19 protein-coding genes are annotated in these 23,655 nt (G+C 54.4%); 10 read left to right on the forward strand and 9 right to left on the reverse strand.

The genetic code is table 11. From position 1 onward, the window contains the following. The first annotated feature begins 84 nt into the window (after positions 1–84). Together OLTU_RS19265 and OLTU_RS19270 are read left to right on the forward strand one after the other, a co-directional pair. The gene (locus OLTU_RS19265; RefSeq protein WP_141734391.1) at positions 85–1,299 is read left to right on the forward strand and encodes an alpha/beta hydrolase family protein; all 1,215 of its coding nucleotides are present in this window, start codon (positions 85–87) and stop codon (positions 1,297–1,299) included. 137 nt (positions 1,300–1,436) lie between these two features. Further along, entirely contained in the window at positions 1,437–2,819 is a 1,383-nt protein-coding gene (locus OLTU_RS19270) for a glycoside hydrolase family 5 protein (RefSeq protein ID WP_141734392.1), read from the forward strand. 21 nt (positions 2,820–2,840) lie between these two features. Here OLTU_RS19270 and OLTU_RS19275 read toward each other — a convergent pair whose 3' ends face one another. From OLTU_RS19275 to OLTU_RS19290, 4 genes are all read right to left on the reverse strand, one after another. Then, a complete protein-coding gene (locus tag OLTU_RS19275) occupies positions 2,841–3,833 on the reverse strand; it encodes a peptide-N-glycosidase F-related protein (RefSeq protein ID WP_141734393.1) in 993 nt (330 codons plus the stop codon). A 33-nt stretch (positions 3,834–3,866) separates the two neighbouring features. Then, complete coding sequence (locus OLTU_RS19280; protein ID WP_141734394.1) at positions 3,867–5,282, reverse strand: prolyl oligopeptidase family serine peptidase; 1,416 nt, start codon at positions 5,280–5,282, stop codon at positions 3,867–3,869. Between the two features lie 225 nt (positions 5,283–5,507). Then, positions 5,508–7,001, reverse strand: coding sequence for an MFS transporter (locus tag OLTU_RS19285; protein WP_176736770.1), 1,494 nt, complete (start codon positions 6,999–7,001; stop codon positions 5,508–5,510). Between the two features lie 168 nt (positions 7,002–7,169). Next, the gene (locus OLTU_RS19290) at positions 7,170–8,189 is read right to left on the reverse strand and encodes a PA14 domain-containing protein (RefSeq protein WP_141734396.1); all 1,020 of its coding nucleotides are present in this window, start codon (positions 8,187–8,189) and stop codon (positions 7,170–7,172) included. Positions 8,190–8,457: 268 nt separating this feature from the next. On the opposite strand from OLTU_RS19290, the gene OLTU_RS19295 reads away from it, so the two are divergent. Next, positions 8,458–11,025 (forward strand): carboxypeptidase regulatory-like domain-containing protein, encoded by a 2,568-nt coding sequence (locus OLTU_RS19295; RefSeq protein WP_176736771.1) that lies wholly within the window; start codon positions 8,458–8,460, stop codon positions 11,023–11,025. A gap of 3 nt (positions 11,026–11,028) precedes the next feature. On the opposite strand, the gene OLTU_RS19300 is transcribed toward OLTU_RS19295, so the two are convergent. Then, entirely contained in the window at positions 11,029–12,255 is a 1,227-nt protein-coding gene (locus OLTU_RS19300; protein WP_141734398.1) for an MFS transporter, read from the reverse strand. A 176-nt stretch (positions 12,256–12,431) separates the two neighbouring features. On the opposite strand from OLTU_RS19300, the gene OLTU_RS19305 reads away from it, so the two are divergent. Next, entirely contained in the window at positions 12,432–13,079 is a 648-nt protein-coding gene (locus OLTU_RS19305) for an ABC transporter ATP-binding protein (RefSeq protein ID WP_141734399.1), read from the forward strand. After that, on the forward strand, positions 13,076–14,329 hold the full coding sequence (locus tag OLTU_RS19310) for a DUF6136 family protein (protein ID WP_141734400.1): 1,254 nt from the start codon (positions 13,076–13,078) through the stop codon (positions 14,327–14,329). Before OLTU_RS19305 ends, OLTU_RS19310 begins: the two co-directional genes overlap by 4 nt. A gap of 1 nt (position 14,330) precedes the next feature. Here the strand turns inward: OLTU_RS19310 and OLTU_RS19315 are convergent, their stop codons facing one another. The 3 genes from OLTU_RS19315 to OLTU_RS19325 all read right to left on the reverse strand — a co-directional run bounded on the left by OLTU_RS19315 (position 14,331) and on the right by OLTU_RS19325 (position 17,927). Further along, positions 14,331–15,281, reverse strand: a complete 951-nt coding sequence (locus tag OLTU_RS19315) for a C-type lectin-like domain-containing protein (RefSeq protein WP_141734401.1) — start codon at positions 15,279–15,281, stop codon at positions 14,331–14,333. 209 nt (positions 15,282–15,490) lie between these two features. Beyond that, a complete protein-coding gene (locus OLTU_RS19320) occupies positions 15,491–17,311 on the reverse strand; it encodes a transporter substrate-binding domain-containing protein (protein ID WP_141734402.1) in 1,821 nt (606 codons plus the stop codon). A gap of 178 nt (positions 17,312–17,489) precedes the next feature. Continuing rightward, complete coding sequence (locus OLTU_RS19325) at positions 17,490–17,927, reverse strand: CBS domain-containing protein (RefSeq protein WP_141734403.1); 438 nt, start codon at positions 17,925–17,927, stop codon at positions 17,490–17,492. A 176-nt stretch (positions 17,928–18,103) separates the two neighbouring features. Here OLTU_RS19325 and OLTU_RS19330 point away from each other — a divergent pair, with 176 nt between their 5' ends. The 4 genes from OLTU_RS19330 to OLTU_RS19345 all read left to right on the forward strand — a co-directional run bounded on the left by OLTU_RS19330 (position 18,104) and on the right by OLTU_RS19345 (position 21,752). Continuing rightward, entirely contained in the window at positions 18,104–18,832 is a 729-nt protein-coding gene (locus tag OLTU_RS19330; RefSeq protein ID WP_141734404.1) for a hypothetical protein, read from the forward strand. Next, the gene (locus OLTU_RS19335) at positions 18,829–19,629 is read left to right on the forward strand and encodes a hypothetical protein (RefSeq protein WP_141734405.1); all 801 of its coding nucleotides are present in this window, start codon (positions 18,829–18,831) and stop codon (positions 19,627–19,629) included. Before OLTU_RS19330 ends, OLTU_RS19335 begins: the two co-directional genes overlap by 4 nt. Before the next feature lie 13 nt (positions 19,630–19,642). Beyond that, on the forward strand, positions 19,643–20,881 hold the full coding sequence (locus tag OLTU_RS19340) for a vWA domain-containing protein (protein WP_141734406.1): 1,239 nt from the start codon (positions 19,643–19,645) through the stop codon (positions 20,879–20,881). An 82-nt stretch (positions 20,882–20,963) separates the two neighbouring features. Further along, the gene (locus OLTU_RS19345) at positions 20,964–21,752 is read left to right on the forward strand and encodes a hypothetical protein (RefSeq protein WP_141734407.1); all 789 of its coding nucleotides are present in this window, start codon (positions 20,964–20,966) and stop codon (positions 21,750–21,752) included. On the opposite strand, the gene OLTU_RS19350 is transcribed toward OLTU_RS19345, so the two are convergent. Then, positions 21,738–22,514: a hypothetical protein gene (locus OLTU_RS19350; protein ID WP_141734408.1), complete on the reverse strand. Its 777-nt coding sequence runs from the start codon at positions 22,512–22,514 to the stop codon at positions 21,738–21,740. The genes OLTU_RS19345 and OLTU_RS19350 overlap by 15 nt on opposite strands. Positions 22,515–22,618: 104 nt before the next feature. Between OLTU_RS19350 and OLTU_RS19355 the strand changes: the two genes are divergently transcribed. Continuing rightward, positions 22,619–23,653 carry a FecR family protein gene (locus OLTU_RS19355; RefSeq protein ID WP_176736772.1) on the forward strand — a complete coding sequence of 345 codons (1,035 nt, stop codon included), beginning with the start codon at positions 22,619–22,621 and terminating at the stop codon, positions 23,651–23,653. The last annotated feature ends 2 nt before the right edge of the window (positions 23,654–23,655 follow it).

Consider the following 23,655-nt stretch of genomic DNA (forward strand, 5'->3'; position numbering starts at 1 on the left):
GGACTCGATCGCTTCCCGGCTGCCCGGCTCTGTGTTAAAAACAGGCTTTTCGCCTCATGTTTTTTAACCTTGAAAGGAGTTTGCATGCTTCCGTTCCTACGCATGTTCCGTCTTTCTCTTGTCTGTGCCGTGTTTCTGACCAGCACTCAGGTCCTTACGGCAACGGCGACTCCACCGCCCGCGCGGGGAACCTTGATTGAATCCGCGTTGATCGCCTCGTACACCAAGGAGCAGCTCAATGCCAACTTCCAAAGGCTCGGTCTGCAGGCGCGCTATGGCATCAAAGTATTTCGAGTCAACTATCAAAGTCAAATAGGTCGTGATGAGACGCGTGCCACAGCCGCCTCGGGGCTGGTTATCCTTCCCGATACCAGCGCCACGGAACTGCCCTGGATCAGCCTGCAGCACGGCACGGTTGCCAGCAAGAAGGAGGCGCCCTCGCTCCGGCCGAGTGAAGGCCTTTATGAGGCTTCGCAAGGATTCGTGACCGCGGTCATGGACTATATCGGCTATGGCAGCTCGGCCAGCGAATTTCACCCCTATCTCATTGCCGGCACCTATGTTCCGGCCGGTGTGGATCTTCTGCGTGCCACCCGCACCCTGGCCTCTCAACAGGGCTTGAAATTGGGTCCGCTCTTCCTTCGCGGCTATTCGGAAGGCGGTTACGCGACGCTGGCTTTGCAAAAGGCGCTGGAAACCGAATATCAGCAGGAATTCACGGTCACCGCTTCCGCCCCCGCGGCCGGTCCCTATGACCTTGAAGCAGCCGCCCTGACTGTCCTTTCACGCCCTACCATGAATCCTCTGTTTTCCACGTTTGTGGTGCTGGCCTATGATGAATGGCTGGCACCTGCGATCGATCTCGACGCCATCTTCGCCATTGAAACGAGCCACTTGAAAGATCTCTATACCCATGGTGTGAGCAGTTCTGACATCATGAAGGCCCTGCCTACGGAAACCCGTGGTCTGGTCGAAGGCCCCTTCCTTGAGGATTTTCTGAGCGCCACACCGCAAACGGAACAGGCCCGTCTGATGCGAGGTCTTTTGGTGAGTCAGAGCCTGAATCAGGACAACTGGGTGCCATCCACGACGACGAAGTTCTATCACTGTGTGGACGATGAAATCGTGGCCGTGGCGGCCACGGAAAACACCGTGGCGCATTTCAAAGCTCTCAATCCCCAGGCACCGGTCTCAGCAGTTCTTGCCAAAAGTCCGGATGCCAGCCGTCCTTATACGCATAGCAGCTGTCCTTTGATTTTCAGTTCCGTCAGCTGGTTCAGCGAACTTCTGCAGCGCTGAGGCCGTCAGCAGCACGGAGACAACCACGAGGCGTGAATTCAAGCAGGAAATAACTCCTTCTTTCTCGGTCCGGCTTATTTGGATATAAGGGAGAACAGAAAATCAAGCCGGTCCGGATTCACCTGAAGGAGTGTCCTATGCGATACATACTCTTCCTAGGTCTTTGGATGGCCACGCAAACGATTCTTGCCGGACCGATTCAAGTCGAGGGCCCCCGCTTTCGCACGAAGAATGGTCATCAGATTCTGTTGCGTGGCATCAACGTTGGTGGTGACAGCAAGGTTCCGCCCTTCCGTTCGGTGCGCGGAGAAAAGGATTTTGCCCCCTTGCGTGGCTGGGGTTTCAATAGCCTGCGTTTGCTCTTCAACTGGGAGGCTTTCGAGCCCGAGCCTGGTGCCTATGACTGGGATTATCTCAACTACTATCGGGATATGGTGGACTGGGCCGCGCAGCATGACCTTTATGTGATCGCGGACATTCATCAGGATGCCTTTTCCCGGTATGCGGTGAGTGGCTGTGGAGAAGGTTTTCCGAAGTGGGCGCTGCCGCCCTTTCAAACACCGGCGGTTCCCGATAACGGCGCGAACTGCAAAAACTGGGGCGTGCGCATGCTCTTCGATATTGGCATGCACAGCGCCTGGCATCATTTTTACAAAAACACCTATGGAGTCCGTGATCGTTATCTGAGCATGCTGCAGCATCTCGCCCAGAGTCTGGAGGATGCACCCAACCTGATTGGTTTTGATCTTCTGAACGAACCCTGGGGTCTGGAAAAGAGTGAGCTGCCCGAACTTTATCATGACGCCGGTCGTCTGATTCAGACCATCCTGCCGGACACCGTGCTCTTTCTCAGTTCCCATGCCCTGACCAGCACCGGGATCGTGCCTTCGTCGCTCGACCCGATTTCGCTGCCGAACATCGTGCATTCCGCGCATTTCTACGATCCCGGTCTGCAGACGTTTCAAACCTGGAGCGCCTGGGCCCTGAAGACGGCCAACGGCCATTGGAAAAGAATGATGGAGCACTGGCAAAGTCCCCTCTATCTCGGGGAGTTCGGAGCGCCGGCCTCGCTGCCCAATGCCCGAGCCTATGTGGACGCGATTTATGATCTGATGGATCGCGAGCTTTATTCAGGAGCCTATTGGGTTTATACCCCTGGCTGGAATGCGACGCTGAAGGATGGCTGGAATCAGGAGGATTTCAGCATCAATGATGATCAGGGTCGTTTGCGCGGCATGTACCGGGCCCGCCCTTATGTGGAAGAAACACCCGGTAACATCGTGTCGATGCAGTGGGATGAAAACAGGAAGGCTCTGGCGCTGGTCTATGAAGCCACGATGCAGCCCGAGGAAATCATGATCGCCATTCCCTCGCGTTTGGAATGGATCGGTGTTGAGACTCCCGACAGAGTGCGGAACCAGCCTTGTACTCGGCTGAATCTGCATCAGCTGCGTTGTATCAACGATCAGCGTCCAAAACAGACGCTGCGATCGCTGATCTTTCTCTTCCGGGAACGTTAAGAGAGGGGCCGGAAACCGGCCTCACTCATAGTAGACCACATAGCTGGAAACATAATAACGAGGCTCGGTGTGCCGGCCTCCATCAAAGTCGCAGCCTGTTCCCAGGACACAGCCTTGACAGGGAATCGCACCTGGCCGGCAGGTGTTTTCGTAGGCTTCCACATCGTAAGTGAAGTTTACGGATTCGCCCACCAGAGCCGTTGTGATGTCCTCAACCCATGGCTCCACCTTGTCCCCTGGGCACCAGCCAGCCCTCGGATAAAAGTAGTTGCCTTTCTGATTCGGATCCACGGTACTCGCACAGTTATCCCGCCAGATGCGACGGCTGAAAACCCGCTCGCCCACCTTCAGGCTATGAACCTTGGGGCAGAATTCGGCACAGTTTTGGGCATTGCCCTGGCCATGTCCGGTGATCGAGGTCACGATTTTTGCGGATTTATAGCCGATCAAGGGCAGAAGGATTCCCTGCCGCTCGGTCGCCTGCTCGGGATTTCCATACACCACATTTTCCGTGCTGAGGAGCGGCAGCACATAGGCCGGGCGCTGTGCCAGGGTTCCCGGCGTAAACTCGATGCTGGCATCCACCAGCCAGCCATGACCGCTGGGATGACCAGGCCCCACCCAGGTATCGATGAACACGCGGAAGGTTTGTTTGCCGACCAGCAGCGGGAGAAATGAACTGATATCAAAGGTCCATTCCGCGCCGATGGCATAAGGCGTGATAAAACGCATCAATTCAAAGTAACGCCCTTGACCATCCACCATCCCGAATGACCCAAACCGATCCCACGGGTCGCATTTGTTATCAGGACAGCTCAATTTGAAATGCAGAGTCGCCTGAGCGAAAGGTTCCACGGAAGCCGGGAGATTGACCTCGAACTGCCGCTCCCTCTGATTGCTTTCGCCGGTGAAATACACGTGAGTGCCGGTCGTGAGGGTGACCCGCTCGGAAGATGCCGCCGAAGCGAGCGGCAGACAGGAAAGAAAGAGTCCCAATATCAGTCCAATGCGCATGACATTACCTTTTCGTCTGAAAATGATGGAGCTTTACTGAACCGTCCACTGACCATCGGCGGTCTTTTTCACCTGAATTTCACCGTGGAACATATACTCGGGATCGCCGCGCTCCAGAAGGGTCCGGGTCATCGTGCGAAGGTTGGCCTGAACCTTGACGCTGGCCATCAGTTCATCGCCCACGTAGACGTTCACGGGCTGATTGAAATCCAGCATGCTCTGATGGATCAGAACGCGCATGCCATCCATGGATTCGGCGGGGACGAGTTGAATGCTGTTCTTCGTTTTGTCAAAGGAGGCCTGGATCACGCCCGCGTTCCACTCACCCTCTTGCGGTGCCAGGTCCAGCCAGTAGAAGAGTTCCTTGGGTTCCGTCAGGAGTGACTCCAGGGTTGGATCGACCAGATAGCGGCTCCCCAGATTGGTGGTGCGTGGTGCCGCCGTTTTCGGATCCCAATGGATCTTTTGTGGATAAGGATTGCGCGCATACTGATTGAGCCAGTCAATCGCATTTGTGTTTTTCTGGATGGTGCTCGTCGGCTCGCCTTTCAGCCAGGCTTCCGGATTGGCAATAATGTTGTGCTCGCGCCGGCTGGCATCGTTATCCCGCCAGCTGTTATGGGAGCCGCGTTCATGCAGAAAGAGTTCATGAACATAACCCCCATGCTCAGCCTGCAGTTGATTGAGCGTGATATGGTTTTCCACGGCCACGGTATTGCGCTTGTAAGCGGAATCGAACTGACCCATCTGCATCAGGAAGGGCGTATTGTAGAGGTTATCGAACGTGATCCAATTGTGATGACCCGCGGACATGTTGGCAGCCGCCCAGCGATCGGCCATGCGCGGGGTGATTTGATACACACCGTCTCCGCCCGCGGAAAAGCCCATAATATAAACCCGATTCGGATCGACATTTTCAAAGGCCACCAGGTTTTCGATCAGATGATCATACAGCGCATAGGACTCATCAACAAAATGCAGATTCCAGGTATCGGTCACCCCACGGGTGGCGACATAGACTCCGGTGTCCACACTGTCGAGATAATAAATTTTCATATGCTCCCACTGGGAGTCGTTGACGTAAGGTGGAGCTCCCCCGCCGCCATGCAGCGCAATATAGAGCGGATAGCCGTTCTCAGGCTTATCCCCTTTTTTGGACAAGGAAAACTTCATCGTCTTGTCGCCATAGGTGATCATCCTGGTCGTCTGCTCTTCGATGCGCCCCCCATCGGCTGTCACAGTCTTACGGTATTTTTCCCAAAGCGCAGTGGATGCGGCGTCCAGGTCACTCGAGTTTTCCAGAATCTGGTCCTGGCTGAGAAGGTCATCGAAGCTCTGACTCTCAATGGATTCCTGTACGGATTCGCGGGGAGTGGCCTGAGCCGTGGCCTGGAAGGCAAGGAACAGACACACACCACTCTGCAGAAAAACTGGTAAGCGTTTCATCATAAAATGATCCTTTCCGATCACAAGGATGACGAACAAAATGGAAAGCTATTCGAAAGTTTGCTTTCGCACATTAAGCACGTTCCCGCCGGAGCGTAAAGATCTATTTTCTTAATGGAGAGGAGGGATAAAGGGTTGAATCCAAGGCGGATCAGGGAATTCATGCATTCACTGTTTCATCCGCCCTGGGCTGAGGCAGGGCCGTGTCTCGTCAGAAAGGATTAAACTTCAGTGACCAGCACTGGCCTTATGCCAGCGGGCCCCTTTGGTGAGCCAGCGCTGGAATATCAAAGCCAGAATGGGTCCGGCCAGAGCCACAAGACCGAGAATGAGCCACATCGCTTCCGGACGATCCCAGAAAGGAACCGTTCCTTCGCGCAGGCGTTCCCCAATGCCTTCCGGCACCCAGCGCGACAGCATGTGGCCCGACAGAACACTGACGATGGTTTTGGCGGCAAACCACGGCACCATCGAAAGACCGAGATAGGAACCTTCCTGTCCCTCGGGCGCAATCGCAGCGGTATATTCCTGCAGCTTCGGTGACCAGATTACCTCACCAATGGACAGGAAAATCATGCAAAGGACCGACATCGCATAATAAGAGGGCACGAAATCATTGGCCAGCCAGCTCACACCGAGAGCGTTACCGAGACCGCCGAGCACCGCCCCCATGCTTTGCCACGGGATGACCAAAGCGAAGAGACTGAGGGCCGAGACCATGGCACCGTAGACCAGCATCTTAAAAATATTAAACTTGTTGGCGAAGGGAATAAAAAGAATTAAACCGGCCACGATCAAAACGGGGTTGATCGTATTCAAAGTACCGATGGCGGCATTCTCTCCCATCACGCGGGTCCAGTACTTGGGCATCAAAAGGTACATATAGGTGAAGACCGCCCGCACACCCAGCAGCAGGGTCACCAGCACACAGAAACGCCAGAAAGCGGACTCGCTCACCATGGCCTTGAGAATCGTGAGGGGGTTGGATCGTTTCCCGGAGCTTTCGCTTTTTTTATCCGAAGCCGTGTTGGCGATAAAGCGGCCATCATCACCGAATTGCTCCTCACGCCGCACCATGGCCAGCATCACACCCAGACATAGGAACGAGGTGATCATACCCGTGCCGATCACCCAGGTCGTGCTGAGACCCAGCTTCAACCGCACGACATCAACCAGCACCCCGGCCGAGGCGGCCCCGATATTCATGAAGAGGTACCAGAGATTGAAACCGGCACTGCGGGATCTTTCGTTCGTATAACGTTTATTGGCGGATTGAAAAATGGTTTGCACCATCGCCATCGACGGCGCCATGGCCACAAAACAGGCGGCCACCAGGGGCACGCGATAGGGAAAATCCGGTGTGGTGGCAAGAAAAACCACAGCCAAGGTTGCGAGCGCGCGGGTCAGCATGGCGATCCAGAGCGACTTGCGGATGCCAAGGGAATCCGTGGCCAGGCCCGAGAAGAGGAGAAGGATCGTGGTCAACGAGGTAAAGAGAGTCACGATATAGCCGGCGTTGTTATCATCCAGGCCGATCTGGTTGGAAAGAAACAACGTGACGATATTGAGCAAAGCAAAATAGGCCGTACAATCAAGAAAGTTAATGATCTGGATGCCCCAGTACTCGCGGGGTGTTTCCTTCAGGACCTTAAACTCACGGAAGTAGTCCAGTATCATCTGACCTGCGGATTTGGGGGCAGGCGCCTGGGCTTTGGCGTTCATGCACAATACCTTTCCTAAGACATGTCTGGGGCTAAGAAAAACCTGGACGGTTATCCCGCAGAGCCTGCCAGAGGTCAAGTACGTTCGACCCATACCACGCCACAAATGCGGAAAGGGCCGGGATTTCTCCCGACCCTCCACACTCAAATAAAGGAGCCAATTCTCTAATTATGGCTTAAAGGCGGCAGCGGGAACATAGGTGTAACTGCTGCTTCCAGGCGTTTTCCAGAACAGTTCCAAGGCGATGTGGTAGCGAGGACCCTGGAAGTATTCCACCACAATTTCATGCTGGCCGACACCCAGGTTGATCGAACCGACAACGGCTCTCTCAGCATGTTGTCCGTCGTTATCCACCACGAGCTGACCATTAATATAGAGTTTGGCCCCATCATCAGCATTCAATTTAAAGTAGTGTTTGCCGGATTTGGCGATCGTCAAGTTACTGGTGGCGCGGATGGCAAACCACTCAATCAGATTCGGTTGTCCCGGGAAACCATCCGACCATGCCCGATTGGGGATCTGGAAAGCTTCCATACAGGCTGTGGCCGAAGTTTTCGCGAACATGGTGAAGTCCGGCAGACGACTGGTGTCCTCGGGCAGAGCAAAGACATCAGCTTTGATCGGGAAACCTTTCCGGTCGCCGGTACAACCGGCAAACACCTGAGTTTGCGGTTCCAGTTTCAAAACCGTGCTGGACGTCTGAGTCGGATCGCTCTTGGAAACGGCGACGATCTGCACCTCATAGGCTTCGTTACCAGTGGCCGGACTCACGTAGGTGTTGTCGACGATTTTTCCGGGATCCTTGCCTTCGGGGGCCAGGACCTGATAGGTCACGTCATCCGTCTGCTCACCACCCAGCGAGGTCGAGACGCTGGTCTTTTGAGAACCGAAGCGCAGCTGCGATTCCTGAACGTCCACAGTCAGATCACTGAACTCTTCGGACTCCGGAATATCCAGAGGTTCGACCGCGTTTTCGTCCATCAGCTCATCCTCTTCCGAGGCGACGACCACATCCGCGCTGTTGTCAAAGGATTCCGGGGAGAAAGTGTTCTCTGCATCATACGGCTGGTCGCTCAGCGCGGTCATGGACATTTCCTGGAATGCCGGAGTATCGGCACCACAGGAGACCATGACGCTGGTGAACAGCGACAGGCACAGGTGTTTGGACAAAGACTTACCCAAAGTCATAAGAATCTCCTCTATGAGTGTCCCGTGTCTTAGGCGAGCAAAAATCTACTCGCAAAGAGGACAGACCCTCTACGGCAGGATCCGCGGCTTCCTTTCCAGCTGGTAACAAGTGTCGACAAAGGCTTGACATTTCATGGCGCAATAATGTGAGCAAAGTTGCCCAAGGGTCCTTTTTTTTAAGGTAACGGCCAGCCGCAGGATTCTTACTGCGGGACAGGGAACCTTCTCCTATAATGAACTCAAATCCCAATCATGAGGTAGCTTGCCGATGTCAATGCTCAGGCTCATCGCGTTTCTGTGCCTATGGCCGCTGTTTGGCTGCAGCGGCGACACCACCCAGCGTAATACGATCGTGACCAGCGCCGACGCCGTGCAAAAAGGAACAGTGGTCGGCCAGCTGCAAATTGAAGAGGGCGCGCCGACGACCGCCGTGGCGGGAGCGACAGTAGCTGTGCAGGACCACCCGGAGCTGGTGAGCAAAACCGCGACCGATGGCAGCTTTCAAATCCCCAATGCACCGGCCGGCACCTTGAATGTGATCATCACTTCGGCCGGCACGGGTCTGGCCGCGGCTGAGTATGGCGTGAAGATCGATGCCGTCAAGGTCAAGCCTCTGGAAAAAACCGATCTCGGCAAACAGTCCATGAAGAAAACCGGAAGCCTGACCGGACTCGTGACGTTCTTTGACAATCCGAACAACCTGGACCTGGCCGGCTCGGATGTTTTTGTTCCCGGCACCGATTTCATCGCCAAGACCGACAGTCAGGGAAGTTTTGTGATCGAAGGTTTGCCGGAGGGTACCTATACCCTCATGATGCAGCACACGGGCTTTTCCACGACCACCCTGGAAGAGGTGAGCATCATCTCGGGGCAGCTCACGGACCTCGGCACGGTTCCCTTATCGCTGGCCCTTGGTCCTGAGGGCGGCATCACTCTGCAGCATGATGCGACGGCCAGCATCGGAGGCAAGGATCGCAAGATTCGCCTGTCCCGCACCGTCACGGTGAATCTGAACTATGACGGGGACGCGGCCCTTATGAAGGTTTCCGCGGATCCGACCTTTCTCAATACGACCTGGGAACCGGTAAAGAAAACCATGGATTGGACCTTTGATACCGATGGCGAGAAAACCCTTTATGTGACCTTTGCCGACTTGAATGGTTTGGAAAGTTCACCGTTCGCGGATACCGTCTTCGTGGATACCGAGGTTCCCACGATAACAGAAGTCAAAATCATGGAAGGCTGGGCCCAGACCGCAACCACGGCAGTATATTTGGATGTCACAGGCAGCGACACGGGGACCGGCATTCAGGACATCATGCTCAGCAATGATGCGAACTTCACCGGAGCAAGCTGGCAAACCTTTTCCAGCCGCCTGAGCTGGACCGTCAGCAGCGGCAGTGGACCGAAGACGATTTATACCAAAGTCAGAGACTATGCGGGCAACATATCCACGGCTTCCTCGGATTCCATCAACAAGGGTGATTACACCCTTATTCACAACAGCACCTATACGAGCAAGGTCATTCTTTATAAGGAGCAATCGCCCTATCTCGTGACGGATGACACGACCTTTAGCAGCGATCTGGAAATCAAGCCGGGGGCCACGCTCTATATTGAGGCCAATAACGAAGTCGCGGTCAAAGGCATCTTTACATCCAAAGGCACAGCCACTGAGGAAATATTGATCAGTGTGCGGAATCCGGCGGCCGGATCCTGCTCGGCCATGGGTATCGAAGGCTATATCATGGACTTCAGCCAGACCTTGCCCGGTGTGAGTGCCTCCAATGTCGTCCAGTACACCCGCTTTCAACTGGCCGAATTCCTCAAGTTTAACGGGGGTACGGTCACAAACAATCAGTTCGACAGCAGCCTTTGTACAGCTGAGGGTCTCGGACAGCTTACAAAATCAGGAATGGACAATCTTGTGGTGAGCCATAACACCTTTACGGAATGGGGCACGGCGTTATCCGTCCAAAACGGAATTGCCAACACCACATTCTCAAACAACACCGGCACCATGATGACGGGGATCTCGCAGTCGGGTGAGGCAACCGGCACGATCATTAAAAACAACACGATTCAGTGGCTTGAATCCTGGAGCACGATCTACGCACCGGGTTCCGGCTCCTTTACCATAGAAAACAATACCTGGACCGGGACTGTTGGCACGGGCTGGTCGATCAATGGTTCAGGAAACACGACGATCACTGGCTTCGATTTTACCAGTGCTACGAACGTCGTCTCGAATACAGGCTCGGGAACCGTCACCATTAACGGCGGGACGATCACAAGTTGCACGACACTCTTTACCGTCGGCGGCTCGGCGAAGATAGTGGCCAATAACATGACTGTAACAAGTTGCACCAAAGGGGTGGAGTACAACTCCAACAGCACAGGTCAGGTCACCATCAGTTCAAGCACCCTGAGCGTCAGTAGCCGCGTGGTGAATGTGGGATCAACTATCTCGTCCACGACGACATTCACTGGCAACACGATCACCTGCAGCACAGGCAGTGGGATTTGTGATCTCTATTACAAGGAGCCTATGGATGGTGATGTGGAAACACTGACGATGACGGGCAATACAATCAACTGTGCTTTAGCCACGGGTTGCCGTGGCTTTGCTATCGTCAAAAGCTATAGCACACCGCGCGCGATGGACTTTAATTTGACGTTGGCGTCCAATACCTTTATGGGCAAGTCGCTGAATAGCGACCTGGAGAACAATATCGTGGAATCATCAAATGATAGCCTGAATGATGCGGAAGTGAAGCTCTTTTTGTTCTCACCAGGTGCAGGAGAAATCGTACTGGGCGGCACCATCACGCAATAAAACTCATAAAGGGCCACGTCGATAGGTTCGAATCAGTCGCGCATACCAGACCACACCAACGGTATAAATGAGAGCGGTCGAACCAAAGATCCAGACGAAGGAATAGCCGGCCTCACGGAAACTGCGAAACAGCTGGGAACTCAGGAACCAGCTGGCCGCCCAGAGCGCCTGCTTCAGGGCGCTGGTCATTTCCCGGTTGCGTGGTCCCACGAGGTTCATGGTCAATTCCGAGACGATGGGATTTGCCATATTCATAAGGGGCTGCCGCAGAAGATAACAAACGGACGCGAGGATCATGGCCCCATGCGAGGGCGCCATGAACTCGGAAACTCCCATCAAGGCGAGAGCGACAATCGAGAGGCCCTGACTCCAGACGACGGCCAGCTCATAGCCGAAACGATGCAAAAGATGGGGCCCATAGAGCGAGCCCACCGACACCAGAAAGGTCGCGGCGGAGCTGATCAGGGAAAAGTCCTCATAGCCCATCGCAAAGGCATGCTTAAAAAAAAGACTGATAAACGGAATGCTAAGACCCGCGCCGATTCCAATGATCAAACTCGGCGTCAGCGTCCTGGCGATCAGCCCCCAGTCATACTCCTTGAGCATCAGCGAAGACGCCCCTCCATCCTGGGAACCGGGTCGGTCCTCCCAGGGGCCAATCAGGACCACAAAACCGAGACAGGAAATGCCGGTGCAAATGGCCAGGAGGAGTGATCCGGGAATGTTTTCGGTACGCGCATGATTCAGAGCGTAGAAAATGATGCCCAGGAGAAACGTGGTCGTGCTCCAGTTCGTAAAGCTGAGGGCCATCGCATGCGCCTGCTGCTGTGGCCTCTCATGCCGCAAAATGTAAGGCACGATCAGAACCTGAACCATGGCCAGGCCGGCTCCCACCAGAACATTGCCAACGCCCAGCAAACCCTCCCAATGCCGAGGAATGGCCACCAGGATCAGAGCATATCCAAGCGGCACCAGGATTCCCGCCGCACGCAGGAAGGGAAGCAGGCGCCGACGCCTCACCAGCAGGCCGAGGGGCAGGGAAAAGACCAGCACAGCCAAAAAACGCAGGGAAAGCACCCGGGCGATGACGTGATCGGAATAGCCTTCCCTGCTCATGTAAAAATTCGCGATCAAGAAAAACGCGTTATGAACAAGCTGGAGAAAGAATTCTGCGAGTATGGCGCGAAAAACAGACGGTTGTAAGGCGAGGTAACCACGGAGAGCGTGCATGCAAGATCCTGTCAGGAGGATCGACGGATCCTCACTTTTCTCATTCTGCCACAGGCCATGGCAGGTTCACAGACTCTTCGTTTGGACGCGATGGCTCCGTGACGTCACCTTGAAACCGCCATCCGGATTTGCTAAACAGGGGTGGACGAACAACCCTTTAAGGGAAAGAGCCCAGCGTGCTGCATCTGCATGAAGTCTGCAAATCCTATCAGGACAAGAAGGTTCTGGAGTCACTGACCTTTGACTTCACGACCCGCGGTATTTACGCGATTGCTGGCCCCAATGGCATTGGCAAAAGCACGCTTTTCCGTGTGATCGCCGGTGCCGAGCCCCCCAGTTCCGGGCGGGTGGAACTCAATGGTCTGAATCCCATGGTTCATCGCATCGCCTATCGACAGAAGGTCAGCTGGACGCCGGAGATGGATGGCGTCTTTCCCTTCATGACGCCGGAAGAATACTTCCGCCTGATCCTGCAGATCCGTGGCCGGCCCGGCAGCGAATACCCGCACGGCTTGATTCAGCAACTGGCCTTGACTCCCTTCCTGCGCACGCGTTTTGATGAACTCTCGCTTGGGAATAAGAAGAAAACTCTCCTGATTGCCGCGTTGATGGTGCCCTTTGAGGTTCTGCTGCTCGATGAAGCCTGCACCGGTTTCGATCGTCCCTCGCAGCAGACCTTTAAAAAACTCATGAGCGCAATCGCGCCGCAGGCCATTATCCTGCTCGTGAATCATGATGCGGATCAACTCGACGGCATTCCCCTCGTGCCCTTGCAAATGGTGCATGAGCAGAAAACTCTTTTAATCCAAGGTGAATTGATTTGAAGAGCCTTCCGGCCTATGACCGTTCGCGCCTGCGCCTGTTTATGGCTTACGCAACGCTGCGGGTTCGCCTTTTCCTCCGGGAAATTCTGGAGCTGCATCAGCGTTTTCTCGTGGGTTTTCTCTATCTCTTTGGTCTGGTTCTGAGTGGCAACGAACAGCTGGCCCTCAAACAGAGCCTGGCCCATCTGCTGTCGATGAGCCCCTGGACCATGGCGGATCTCGTTTATCTCATCGGCCTGTTTCTCTACGGCTGGGTTGTCGCAGCGGTGGTGCGGAGGAGCGCGCGGGGGGGACGCGTGCATCATTTCGCTGAGTCTCTGCCGCTTCCCTTTCTCTGGGAACGCCTGATCCGCTTTCTGACCTTGAATATCGTCAACCTCACCCTTCTTATTCTCTTCATTCTGGGCTGGCATCAGCAAATTCGTGATAAGGCTTCTCTCGCTCCGGGACTTTTGCTGGGCGCGGCGTACTATATCTGGATCGTGGGTTTACAGCTGAGCCTGCTGGAACAGAACTGGCGTCTCTTTCCCGCCTGGTTTGGGGGAGCCTGCCTCCTCGTTCTCAGCAAGGGTACGACTTTCGTTTGGCCGATGCTTGGCGTGTCCGTACTCTTTGCCTTGTGGGCCTTCCGCAGAGAGGAGACGCCACCGCATGATCATCCGGATTTGCCCCTGGGCAGCTGGGAAACGCGCTGGCGTTCCGCCCTCACCCGTCGCATTCCCGCCCAGTTGATGATGCAGGTGACCTATAGTCTCGCCCGGCCCGCGTTGCTAATTTACTCCGGTTTGGTGGCGTTGGGACTTGATACGATCCTTTACATGGTGCTGATACAGGACATACCCGATTCACAAAAAATTCATGTCTACACCGTGATTACCGGTTTTCTCAGCCTACTCTTCAGCAGCTTTTTCCGAAGCTTTTATCTGCAGCGTGAAGAATGGCAAACGTGGCTCACGAGTCTGCCGCGCCCGGAAAGCTGGTGGCTGCGGCAGGACACCGGATTTGTGATCACGCTTTATCTCGTGATGACCGTACCGCTTGCTCTGACTCTGGTGTTGCAGAAGAATCTATCCGCCTGGGTGCCCTTCATCATACTGCCCGTTCATGTTCTGAGTCTTCTCGCTTTGCGCCACCTGCAGAGAAGCCGGCATCTCGACCAGGGGATACTCATCATCCTCGGCTCATGCGTCTGGTTTATTCTGTTGGGATATCTCTGTGATCATGCCGTGCAGGGAATGGGGCACCCTTGATTCAGTTCAGAAGGAGGATGAACTTTCCTTCCGCATCGCGATCGTGAAGGGGAACCCAATATTTGGTGACGCCAGGAGCCAGCGGGTCAATGAAGGTATTGAGGCTCTGAGCTTCGGCATCCGTCATGGGCATCGCGAAGTGATAACCTGCAGGACAGGCCTTCGGATAATCCTGAAAAGCCCCCTGGATGGTGCTGATCATCCATTTCTGTGCGCTCGTTAGATCCTTGTTTTTGCAAATGAACCTCTGAATCGTCGAGCATTGGTTATCATTCAAGCGACCCAAAGGACCATTCGTGAGACCACTGGCAGTTTCGTTGACCTGCTTGGCGGCGAGATTCTGCCACTCGGCACAGTCCTCCTCTTCACCCGCCTGGACACTGTTGTTCGGCTCGCCGCCCAGCCAGAACCTTGCCGCGAGTTCGAGGTTCAAAATGCTGACCTTCGTCGTCAGGGTTGCTGTGCCGTTGGGCGTATGGATGATCATCTGGATGTTCGCAAGATAAATGTTCTCGACTTTTTCGAGCAGGACCCACGTGAAGAGATTGAGGTCCTGACTTTGAACCGTCAGCTGAGATCCCTTGCCCTGCTCATCGATTTTAAAGAATTCAGCCCGCAGGATGGGGGCGCTGATCTCGGCTGGATCCTTGATCTGGCATTCCAGTTGGTAGGTCTCACTTCCCTGCTGCTGTCCCTGGGGGTAAAGACAGACCAACGAGGCTCCACCGATTGATACCGGTTCCAGAGCGGGTTCTTCAGCGATGGCGTCATCCGCTTCAAGCACCTCGGACGTGACGGCTTTCTGTTCACTCGTTGCCTGAGCCGTCGTCTGGACCGTTGTCTGAGCCTCAATGGATGCCGCAGTTGATATGGAATCCGAACGGCCAAGTGGCTGCTTCTGTGCGCAAGCGCCAGCGAGAACGATCAGGGCAATGAAAACTGCGTTCATCATAAGTCTCCGATTCATGAACCCGAAGATCCCGAATATTACGTGGTGGCATGATTGGTAACAGTTTGCACCTTGTGGACGACGCTATCATTCCTCATCGGTGAGGCTTCCGCGCGACTGGAGATACGTCTGAAACCTATCTTATTATGCAGGTTTGCGGCCCTGAATTCATGGACTTCAAATCGCCTGGGAGTGAGCGTTGAGGGGGGGGGCTAGAGTCGTGATTTCCAGGAATAGGGGCCCGCCACATGTTTTCCAAAAATAGCCGGATTTTCCAGGGTCAGAACACGACGCCTATCCAACTGAACCTGGCGAAGGGAATCCCCATACATGACCTCCAAAAGTTCGGCCAGGACCCCATTCTTTTGAAGCGATTTCAATCCCAATTCTATTGCGGTCGCCAGTTCTATTCTGGTTTTTGCAACAAACACTTTTTGCTGGGCGGGATATTTGAGCAGCAAAAACGGGTCCACGGTCAACATGTCTGAAGGCCGGGACAGCATCTCATCCCGCACTTCGTAGACAGCACGCGTGAGGGCATCGCACTTGCCCCGACGCAATGCATCAAACAGTTCTGGCATCGTGACAGCGGTGAAAACAGGGATTCGGGCATACTCCAGCACAACACGATCAGGCCAATCACGTCCCACGCATATTCTGAATCGACGAAGCGATTCAAGAGATTTGACGTCTCGAAACATATGGGCCTGCATTGTGTTGACAACCAGCACGCGCGCTCCAATCAGGCCCTGAGTAATATCCAATTGTGTCCCGATGAAATTCGCTTCGCGTTCCATGCTCCCCTGTGTCGCCACCGCATCCACGACCGGGAGGGAGGCATTCAGATCCTGCAATGCGGCGCCTTGATGAAGAGTCTTTGAAGTCAAGTGGCGTACCGGCCGCTTATAATAGATCGAATCCTTATTGACTTCCTGACTCAGCGCGAGTTCCAGGGCAAAAGCCGCACTCAGAATATGGGTATCAGCCCATAATTCCGCGGCTCGTATCACGATCGGTGGCCCTGTGAGGTCGGGAACACGCGGAGCGGATACCAACTCTTGATTTTCTATTAGTTTGACCGGCCGATAGGTGCCCGACCAGTTGGGACGAAAGCGTTTCAAGGACATTTTATGCCAGGTCATCAATTTCCTCTCCGCCCACTTGTGCCAGGCTTTCCAACTGGCGTGGTGAAGAGGTAATTGCAATGGCAAATATGGATTTTTGATTTCGATTTTCCTGCGATCCGTCCACCCTGATCTCAGGAAAGCTGGGCCGTAGTGTTCAACAATAAGCTCATCCAGGGTTCCGTTTCTTTCGATCTCTCTTAAACCTTGCGTCAAGCGCTGAGCAAGTTTCTCTTGCTTCTTGTTGACATAGAGATAGTTAGGAGCCGGATAGCTCAAGCGCCAGGTGGCTTGCCAGTCCAGATTCTGAAAGGCCCTGACTCTCAACTCATCCCATGCTTCCTGGATGCCACGGGTCAGGATATCGAAGCGTTTGCCCTGCAGCATGGGGAACAAAAATTTATAGCGGCCCACCTCTGTCTTCAGTCCGTTTGCGACCATGATGGGTCCATCGGCCCAGTCGTCTCCCACACCGATCGTATACTTTTTCAATTCCTCCAGCGAATCCACAGTGTCCACCGCTTCCCGATCGTCCGGCCGAACAATGAAGATTTTTTCTCCCAGGACGGACGCAGAAATGGAAATCCGTATAGGCAGCAGCTGCTCATCCAGCTCGCGGTTGGCCATCGTTGACAGCACATGCACGTAACCTCGATCCTGCGTGATCGCGGCTATGGCTCGGTTCTTGGTCAACAGAGGGTCGATCGTCACTGTGGATCGAACTTCGATAGGGCCCAGCTTCTCCGAATCCACGTCCAGGGCAGCCTTGACGACAGCCACCGTGTAATTCAGTCGAAAATCATAAGTGTCCTCGGAGCCATAGACATAGACAGGATTGGGAATGGATGGGGCTGCTTGCAAAGAGCAGGCGAAAAAAAGCCAGATGGACAGAAATAATACCAACCTCATCCTCAAGGCACCCCTTTGGCAAAATGCTCCTTAGGTGCACCATGAGACTACAAGAAATAACCTGGCCTTCCTAGGGAAAGAAACGATCCCAAGCAACCGCCGACGGCGGACACTTCAACGTCACCCATGACCATTTCATCATGGACGGGAAGACCAGTCGCTTGACTGTAGCGTTCGATTAAAAGGCTGCATGCTGAGCCGATGGTTCCGCACAACTCCGCGCCACAGTCGCAGTCAGATGTTCATCATTTGATTTTCGGGATAAATCACCCATGGAGACGAACCCAACCAGGCGTTTGTCGCGATTCAGGACCACCAGGCGCCTGATCTGCTGATCTTTCATGGATTCCGCAGCTTCGCTGATATCCTGATCATCAAAGACATAACAAATTTTTTCTGTCATGGCTTCTCGAGCTGTAGTTTTGGCGGGATCCTTGCCCTTGGCCAACGCTCGAACCACAATATCACGGTCCGTTAACATACCATGTATCTTCTGGCCATCGGTGACGGGTAGCGAACCAATGTCGTGCTCACTCATCTTCTTCGCTGCTTCAGTCAAGGGGGTATCGAGTCGAATGGAATCGACGTCGCGGCTCATAATATCGGCGATTTTCATGATTCATCTCCTGTAAGGCGTTTTCATTATCGTGCCTTGAGGCTGCCGTGAAAAGTTTCCCGGCTTTTTCCATGATGCAATGCGCTTGCCAAACTCAATGAAGGACAGCCTGTTAAACAGGGATTCCCGCTTCAGTTTCCCTGCATCCATACCGAAAAGGCAGGTAGAGGTCACTCATGAAGCGAAACTACACAGAAGCCTTCTCACTCCTGGAGTGCATCGTTGCGCTCGGCCTGGGGCTGGTCTTATTACTTTTCGTAAAAAGCTCCCTCTTTTCGGCTCTGAGTTTGCAGAGTTTTACGAAGGATAGGAGCGTGTGGCAAATGCTGGAGGACGATCTGCGTCGGAGCTTCCTGGATGACGCCGCCTTCGCCCTTGCGAAAACCCAAAATCCTATGCTCTTGACCTGCGTGACCCAGGATGAGACCAACTGTCCTGCAGGACCCAAGCCCATTAAGCTGTTCCTGGCCAAGGATCTTCCCACGACCGGTGGATTTTCAGCACTCAGGTCGCCTTGTAGCGGAAATGGTTGTCCGGTAAGGATTGAAGCCGTATTCACCGGAGTTTGCCGCCAGCCAGGGCCTTGTGATATGGCGGGTACCATCGTGGTCGATTACAGAATACTGGTCGACGATGCCCTTTATCGCCAGGGGAGCCTGCAGCGGAATAATCTGGAGCGCGAGGGCAGCGATGATTCCCTCAACTGTGAGGCCGATGCATCGGGAGAGGTTGGATTTGCCGCAAGCGTCAGCCCCACGGGTGTGGACTGCATCAAGGCTCCCGCGCTGAACCGTTCGGTAACGGGCATACTGCCCGGCGACTGCATTCTGGGTAAGGAAGTTCTGGTTGGGTTCGCGGCGGGTGGTCAACCCATCTGTTCGCCCATCAGGAAAGGTGGCCTATGAAACACGTATCGCGGTCCGCATGGGCCGGACAATCGGGAGCCACCCTGCTTGAAGTCTGCATCGCATCGGCGATTCTTGCGGCTGTCATCGCCGCTGTTACGGTTCAGGTGCAGAGCGTTAAGAAGAGCTTCCAAGCGACATCGCGACTCATGGCTTTGGATGCTTTTGAGGCAAGCCTGGGGAACTTCCTGAGTGATAAGCATATCATCGAGCATTCCATTCAGATGGCAGGTTCCAGTGCCCTGAAAGGCTGCATTCTGAATGCGACCCATTGCAGTCCATCCATGGCGCAAACGATGGCGCTCTATCGGGAAGGACAGAAGGAGCCGTTCACAGGCCGAAGCGTATTCTACGATTACAATGGGCAGCTCTGCAAAGGCCGCTGTCCGGGATATTTTGTTGAAACCCGCGTGACCCCACGTTGTATAAGCGCGGGCACCTGCACGGGCCCTGATTATGTCCTCGTGGAGGCCAATATTCATGAGACCGGCAGCAAAAAACCCATTCGAAAGATCGCGCAGGAGGTGGAGCGCTTTCGTGATGGTTTGTTCCCCGGGCTGCAGTTGCAATGCCCAGGAGGCAACAGTGTCCTGCGTGGTATTGGAATCAGGGGCGAACCCTTATGCGTGCCGCGCTCTGACATCGTATTCCTGGATGGGAACAAAGCCACGCTTCCCCAGACTTTGCAGGTCGCGCCTCTGGATTGCCAGGGCTTGAATCAAAAGATCAGCGATCAATTCTTTATCAGCGGGCTTAACGCAGCGGGACAGCTGAGTTGCAGCCCGCGTTTCTGGTGAAAGGGAACAAAGCATGCAGGAACTCGATCCTCGTTCCCAGGCCGGTTTTTCCTTGCTGTCCACCTTGATCATGGCCGGCGTGCTCGGTGTCGTAACAAGCGGCATCTACCAGCTCATGAATTATCGCATGGATCTTCTCAAGACCACCCGGATGCATCAGAGGATGGATCTTTTTGAATCCAAATTGAAGAATACCGCCCGTTCCCTGGGTGCCATGAACGTGAGTGCTCAGCGCAATGCTGGGAGTCGCCTGGCCCTCTGTCTGAACACGGGCAACTGTCAGGCCAACGGCATCCGGGAGCGGCTTGTTCTTTATGATGCGCGAGGACAAAGGGTGAGCGGGCTTTTTGATCTCAACGGCAGGGCCTGCGGGGATAACTGTCCTATCGAAGTGCAGACTGAAGTGGAGATTTTCTGCAATGAAGGGACCAGCAGCTGCCCGCAACCCAGCGAGATCAAAACGTACTATGAGATTCGGCGAGCCAACGCCAACTATTTCAAAGGCCGTGATTTTCCGCCTGTGCTGGGAACAGCCAGCCTTGCCACATTCGTCTGCCCGGATGGTGAATATATTCGTGGCATCACCCTGGAAGGAAGAATGCTCTGCGGCCCGGCAGAACTCTCGCCGCTTGATGTCGCCTGCAAGGCGGGCACTGCTGCGGTCGGAGTTGACAGCAAAGGTTTCCTGAAATGTGTTGAGATTGTGGATTACTGTCAGGTGCCGATTGCATTCTCGCTGGTCCTGGATACGTCAAGCTCCATGAAAAAGAACGATAAGGTCACCATAGCCAAGCAAGCCTTGAATAACTTTATCGGGTTTCTGGATGCCAAGCGGGATCGTGGCGCCTTCGTGAGTTTTAATAAGGGCGCCACTCTCCGGACGGGGTTGACAGGAAATTATCAAAATATCAAAACAGCCATCGACGGTGAACAGGCCAAGCTCGGCACCAATATGGGAGCAGGTCTCCAGATTGGGGCTCAAGCCCTGGAGAACGCCCAAGCCTCCGAAAAGAAGCTGATGATTTTCGTCAGCGACGGCCGGAATACCAGGGGCCAGGATCCTGTCCGGGAAGCCGCCAAAATCAAAGAGCAGGGTGTCCGCATCTTCACAGTTGGCTTCTCGGAAAAAGCGGATCGCGAGACGCTGCGAAGGGTGGCTTCCTCGCCAGCCGATTACTATGATGCCACGCAATTGAATCAACTCAAGGGCGCTTTGGAACAAATTGTCAGCCTGACCTGTCGCAAACCCTAGCGATTTCCAAAAGGCCTATGAAACCTCGCTGAGTTGGACCGGGAGAATGCTATAATGCGGAAAGGCAGCGAGGAGTTTCATCATGCGAATCGTTCTTGGTTTTTGTTGCAGTCTTTTCCTGGCAGCACCTATGGCTCAGGCGGGCTGTGACGCCTATAGGGAATATGTGACCACTTATAATTATCTTTTGGACAAGAAGACCATTGCCTTCACCAAGGACCAGGCTTCGCGCACGGCCATGACAGTCGCCGAAGGTTGCGACGGGGGCGCCGCTCGCTTTATTCGGGTCTTTGATCTTCTCGTCAATGCCCGCCTGACCCTCCATGATGCCATGACCGTTGCCCTGGAGATCGCCCGGACTGGGGATGACAGCGCCGAAAATTTTGTCGAGGTTTTCAAGGCTGCCTTTCTCGAAAAGTATCTTGACCTATCCTTGCATCAGGCACTGGATCTGGCCCGTTCCTTAAGTGGCAAGGGCCCCTGGATTCGGAAGGACTATGTGAAACTGGTCGATTTCTGTTTGGGGAAGACAGGCCTTGCCTTGCCCAAACCGGAATGTGCAACCCTGGCCCGCGATATTGCACTGATGGGAGAAGAGGAGCCAACACGATCGGTGGCGGAACGATTTGTGGAACTGTTCGAATTTCTGCGAAGCCACAAGGATGGTCCGCAGCTCGCCACCGGCGATGCCCTTGCGGTGACCAAAGAGCTGATCGCGATCAGTCCCGAAGCGGGACGCAATTTCATCCCGGGTTACAAGTTTGCTCGCGATAAAAATAATCTGGGTTTGGATCGAGCCCAGGCAGTTGGTTTTGCCCGCCAGCTCGCAGCCCTGACCAAGCCGCAGGATTCAGCTTCAGAAGCGCAGTGAAAGGGAGACTCCCGGCGTCCAGCTCGGGGCCTTGTTGGTGGCAAGAGCCCGGGGTCCCCGCTGGAATTTCTCCGAGCTTTCCTCAGGCAAGAGGGTGAGCTGAGCCACCGGCCCGTAAATTTTCTTTTTGTATTCCTGATGCTGATCGTAGTTGCTGATCCAGGGATGATCAAAGACCAAAGGCAAAAACGCGGTAACAGCCGCCACACCTGCCAGGGCTTTGACCTTTTCATTCTCCTCCGGCAGGGACGTGATGGCAATCGCTCCGGCGAAATTGGTGAACGCGGATATATATTGGACGCGACGCATAAGATAGGCCGGAAAATAAAGAGCTTCCTCGGCCCGTCTCTCCCTGGCAAGCGCCTGTTCCTGAGTCTTTTCACTCACACCGCCCAACTCCTGCAGGCCGCTGCGATAAGGCGTATACATCGCACTCATTCCCACGGTGCTGATCAACCAGCCCAGACCCAGGCCCGTGGCTATCGCACCGGCTTCCTTGCTTTGTCCTTCCTTCATGCTCATGGCACTGGCCCCGGCCATCATTGTGAAAAATGCCGGAACCTGCAGAACCAAATGCGTCTGATAACGCGATTTGTTTTCCTGATGGGCCAGTGTGATGAGCCTTTGACTGGCTTTGGGCACCACCAGCAACTCCGGATACTGATAGCCTTCCTTGGGAGCCGGGCTTTGGGCGAGAAGAGGATGGACGGAGCAGACAAGCAGCATCAAAAGAGGGAAAATTCCAGTTTTTGTATTTTTCATGCATGCTCCCCTTGCTGTTTGACCCGCTCACGAAGTAGCATTTCTACTTGTTACTAGATTAGGTTGTCCAAAGTCCAAGATCAATGTTCTTTACCGGAGCACGCATGAAGACTTGTCAAAAACTCGTTCTCCTGGCCGCTTTCTTCAATTTCCCGATCTGGGCCGCGGACAACCAGCACACGGCAAAGATCACTCGATTTTTTGGTAAAGCTGAAATTCTCTCCGAGCCTGCGGAAAAAAAGACCGGCAAACCCCCGCATGTGCTCTTCGAAGGTCATTACTATCACGTGGAGCCGGCGAAGGTCGGCGCTGAAGTCAAGCTGGGAAGCGTGATCCAAACCAAGGAAAAAACCATGGTCCGGCTGGTCTATCCCAACGGCGACCAGATCATGATCTCGCCCTCCTCGTCCTATAAGGTCACTCTTGAAACGAAGGACGGTCACGAGAAGCCGGTCTCTGAACTTATTTATGGAAAATTCCGCGCGGTGATATCCAAAGAAGGCCCGCGGAAGGAATCCGAAGTTCGCACCCGAACCATGGTCATGGGGATTCGCGGAACAGATTTCCACGTGTCCGCCTATTCCGAACAGGGGGGTTCCAAGGTTTCCGTTTTGCGCGGGGCCGTGGCGGTCACGCCTCAGGCGGCCAAGGCCGGGGAGCAGCCGCAAACGATTGAAGTCAAGACCGGCTACAGCGCAGCCGTTCCGTCCGAGACCGAGGCTCCCTTGAAAGTGGCCGCTACTGACAAGTTTGATCTTAAGGCGATTCAGGAGAGCGTGAGCTTCACCAAACTGCCTCCTGCAGCGCCCGCCGATCCCCAAACGCAGAAGCAGATCGCCGCTCTGGAGGAGAAGGCGGTGGAAACCACGAAAAAGGATATCCAGACCGGCGATCCCGAGCTTTACAAACGTATTCAGGCTGCCGAAGCCAAAGGAAAGAAAATCGATAACGTCGACGTTCTGCAGGCCGTCACCCTGGAAAAAGCCCTGGTGCGCGCCCCTGAACCCACCAGGGAGAAAATCGAGGCTTTGTCCAAAGCCGGGCTCATTCAAAAACCCGCCGCCCCGCCTCGCAAGCCGACCAGTCAGGAACTCGATGAGCTGGAAAGTGGCATCTACGACAAATATTTCAAGCGTTAATC

Source organism: Oligoflexus tunisiensis, from assembly GCF_001748245.1.
Classification (GTDB): Bacteria; Bdellovibrionota_B; Oligoflexia; order Oligoflexales; family Oligoflexaceae; genus Oligoflexus; species Oligoflexus tunisiensis.

Excerpts from the sequence above, each read along its gene's own strand:
- OLTU_RS19350 (WP_141734408.1), bottom strand. The coding sequence starts at position 22,514 with ATGAAAAATACAAAAACTGGAATTTTCCCTCTTTTGATGCTGCTTGTC.
- OLTU_RS19335 (WP_141734405.1), top strand. The coding sequence starts at position 18,829 with ATGAAACACGTATCGCGGTCCGCATGGGCCGGACAATCGGGAGCCACC.
- OLTU_RS19340 (WP_141734406.1), top strand. The coding sequence starts at position 19,643 with ATGCAGGAACTCGATCCTCGTTCCCAGGCCGGTTTTTCCTTGCTGTCC.
- OLTU_RS19320 (WP_141734402.1), bottom strand. The coding sequence starts at position 17,311 with ATGAGGTTGGTATTATTTCTGTCCATCTGGCTTTTTTTCGCCTGCTCT.
- OLTU_RS19315 (WP_141734401.1), bottom strand. The coding sequence starts at position 15,281 with ATGATGAACGCAGTTTTCATTGCCCTGATCGTTCTCGCTGGCGCTTGC.
- OLTU_RS19330 (WP_141734404.1), top strand. The coding sequence starts at position 18,104 with ATGAAGCGAAACTACACAGAAGCCTTCTCACTCCTGGAGTGCATCGTT.
- OLTU_RS19270 (WP_141734392.1), top strand. The coding sequence starts at position 1,437 with ATGCGATACATACTCTTCCTAGGTCTTTGGATGGCCACGCAAACGATT.
- OLTU_RS19325 (WP_141734403.1), bottom strand. The coding sequence starts at position 17,927 with ATGAAAATCGCCGATATTATGAGCCGCGACGTCGATTCCATTCGACTC.
- OLTU_RS19275 (WP_141734393.1), bottom strand. The coding sequence starts at position 3,833 with ATGCGCATTGGACTGATATTGGGACTCTTTCTTTCCTGTCTGCCGCTC.
- OLTU_RS19345 (WP_141734407.1), top strand. The coding sequence starts at position 20,964 with ATGCGAATCGTTCTTGGTTTTTGTTGCAGTCTTTTCCTGGCAGCACCT.
- OLTU_RS19295 (WP_176736771.1), top strand. The coding sequence starts at position 8,458 with ATGTCAATGCTCAGGCTCATCGCGTTTCTGTGCCTATGGCCGCTGTTT.
- OLTU_RS19285 (WP_176736770.1), bottom strand. The coding sequence starts at position 7,001 with ATGAACGCCAAAGCCCAGGCGCCTGCCCCCAAATCCGCAGGTCAGATG.
- OLTU_RS19355 (WP_176736772.1), top strand. The coding sequence starts at position 22,619 with ATGAAGACTTGTCAAAAACTCGTTCTCCTGGCCGCTTTCTTCAATTTC.
- OLTU_RS19280 (WP_141734394.1), bottom strand. The coding sequence starts at position 5,282 with ATGATGAAACGCTTACCAGTTTTTCTGCAGAGTGGTGTGTGTCTGTTC.
- OLTU_RS19290 (WP_141734396.1), bottom strand. The coding sequence starts at position 8,189 with ATGACTTTGGGTAAGTCTTTGTCCAAACACCTGTGCCTGTCGCTGTTC.
- OLTU_RS19300 (WP_141734398.1), bottom strand. The coding sequence starts at position 12,255 with ATGCACGCTCTCCGTGGTTACCTCGCCTTACAACCGTCTGTTTTTCGC.
- OLTU_RS19265 (WP_141734391.1), top strand. The coding sequence starts at position 85 with ATGCTTCCGTTCCTACGCATGTTCCGTCTTTCTCTTGTCTGTGCCGTG.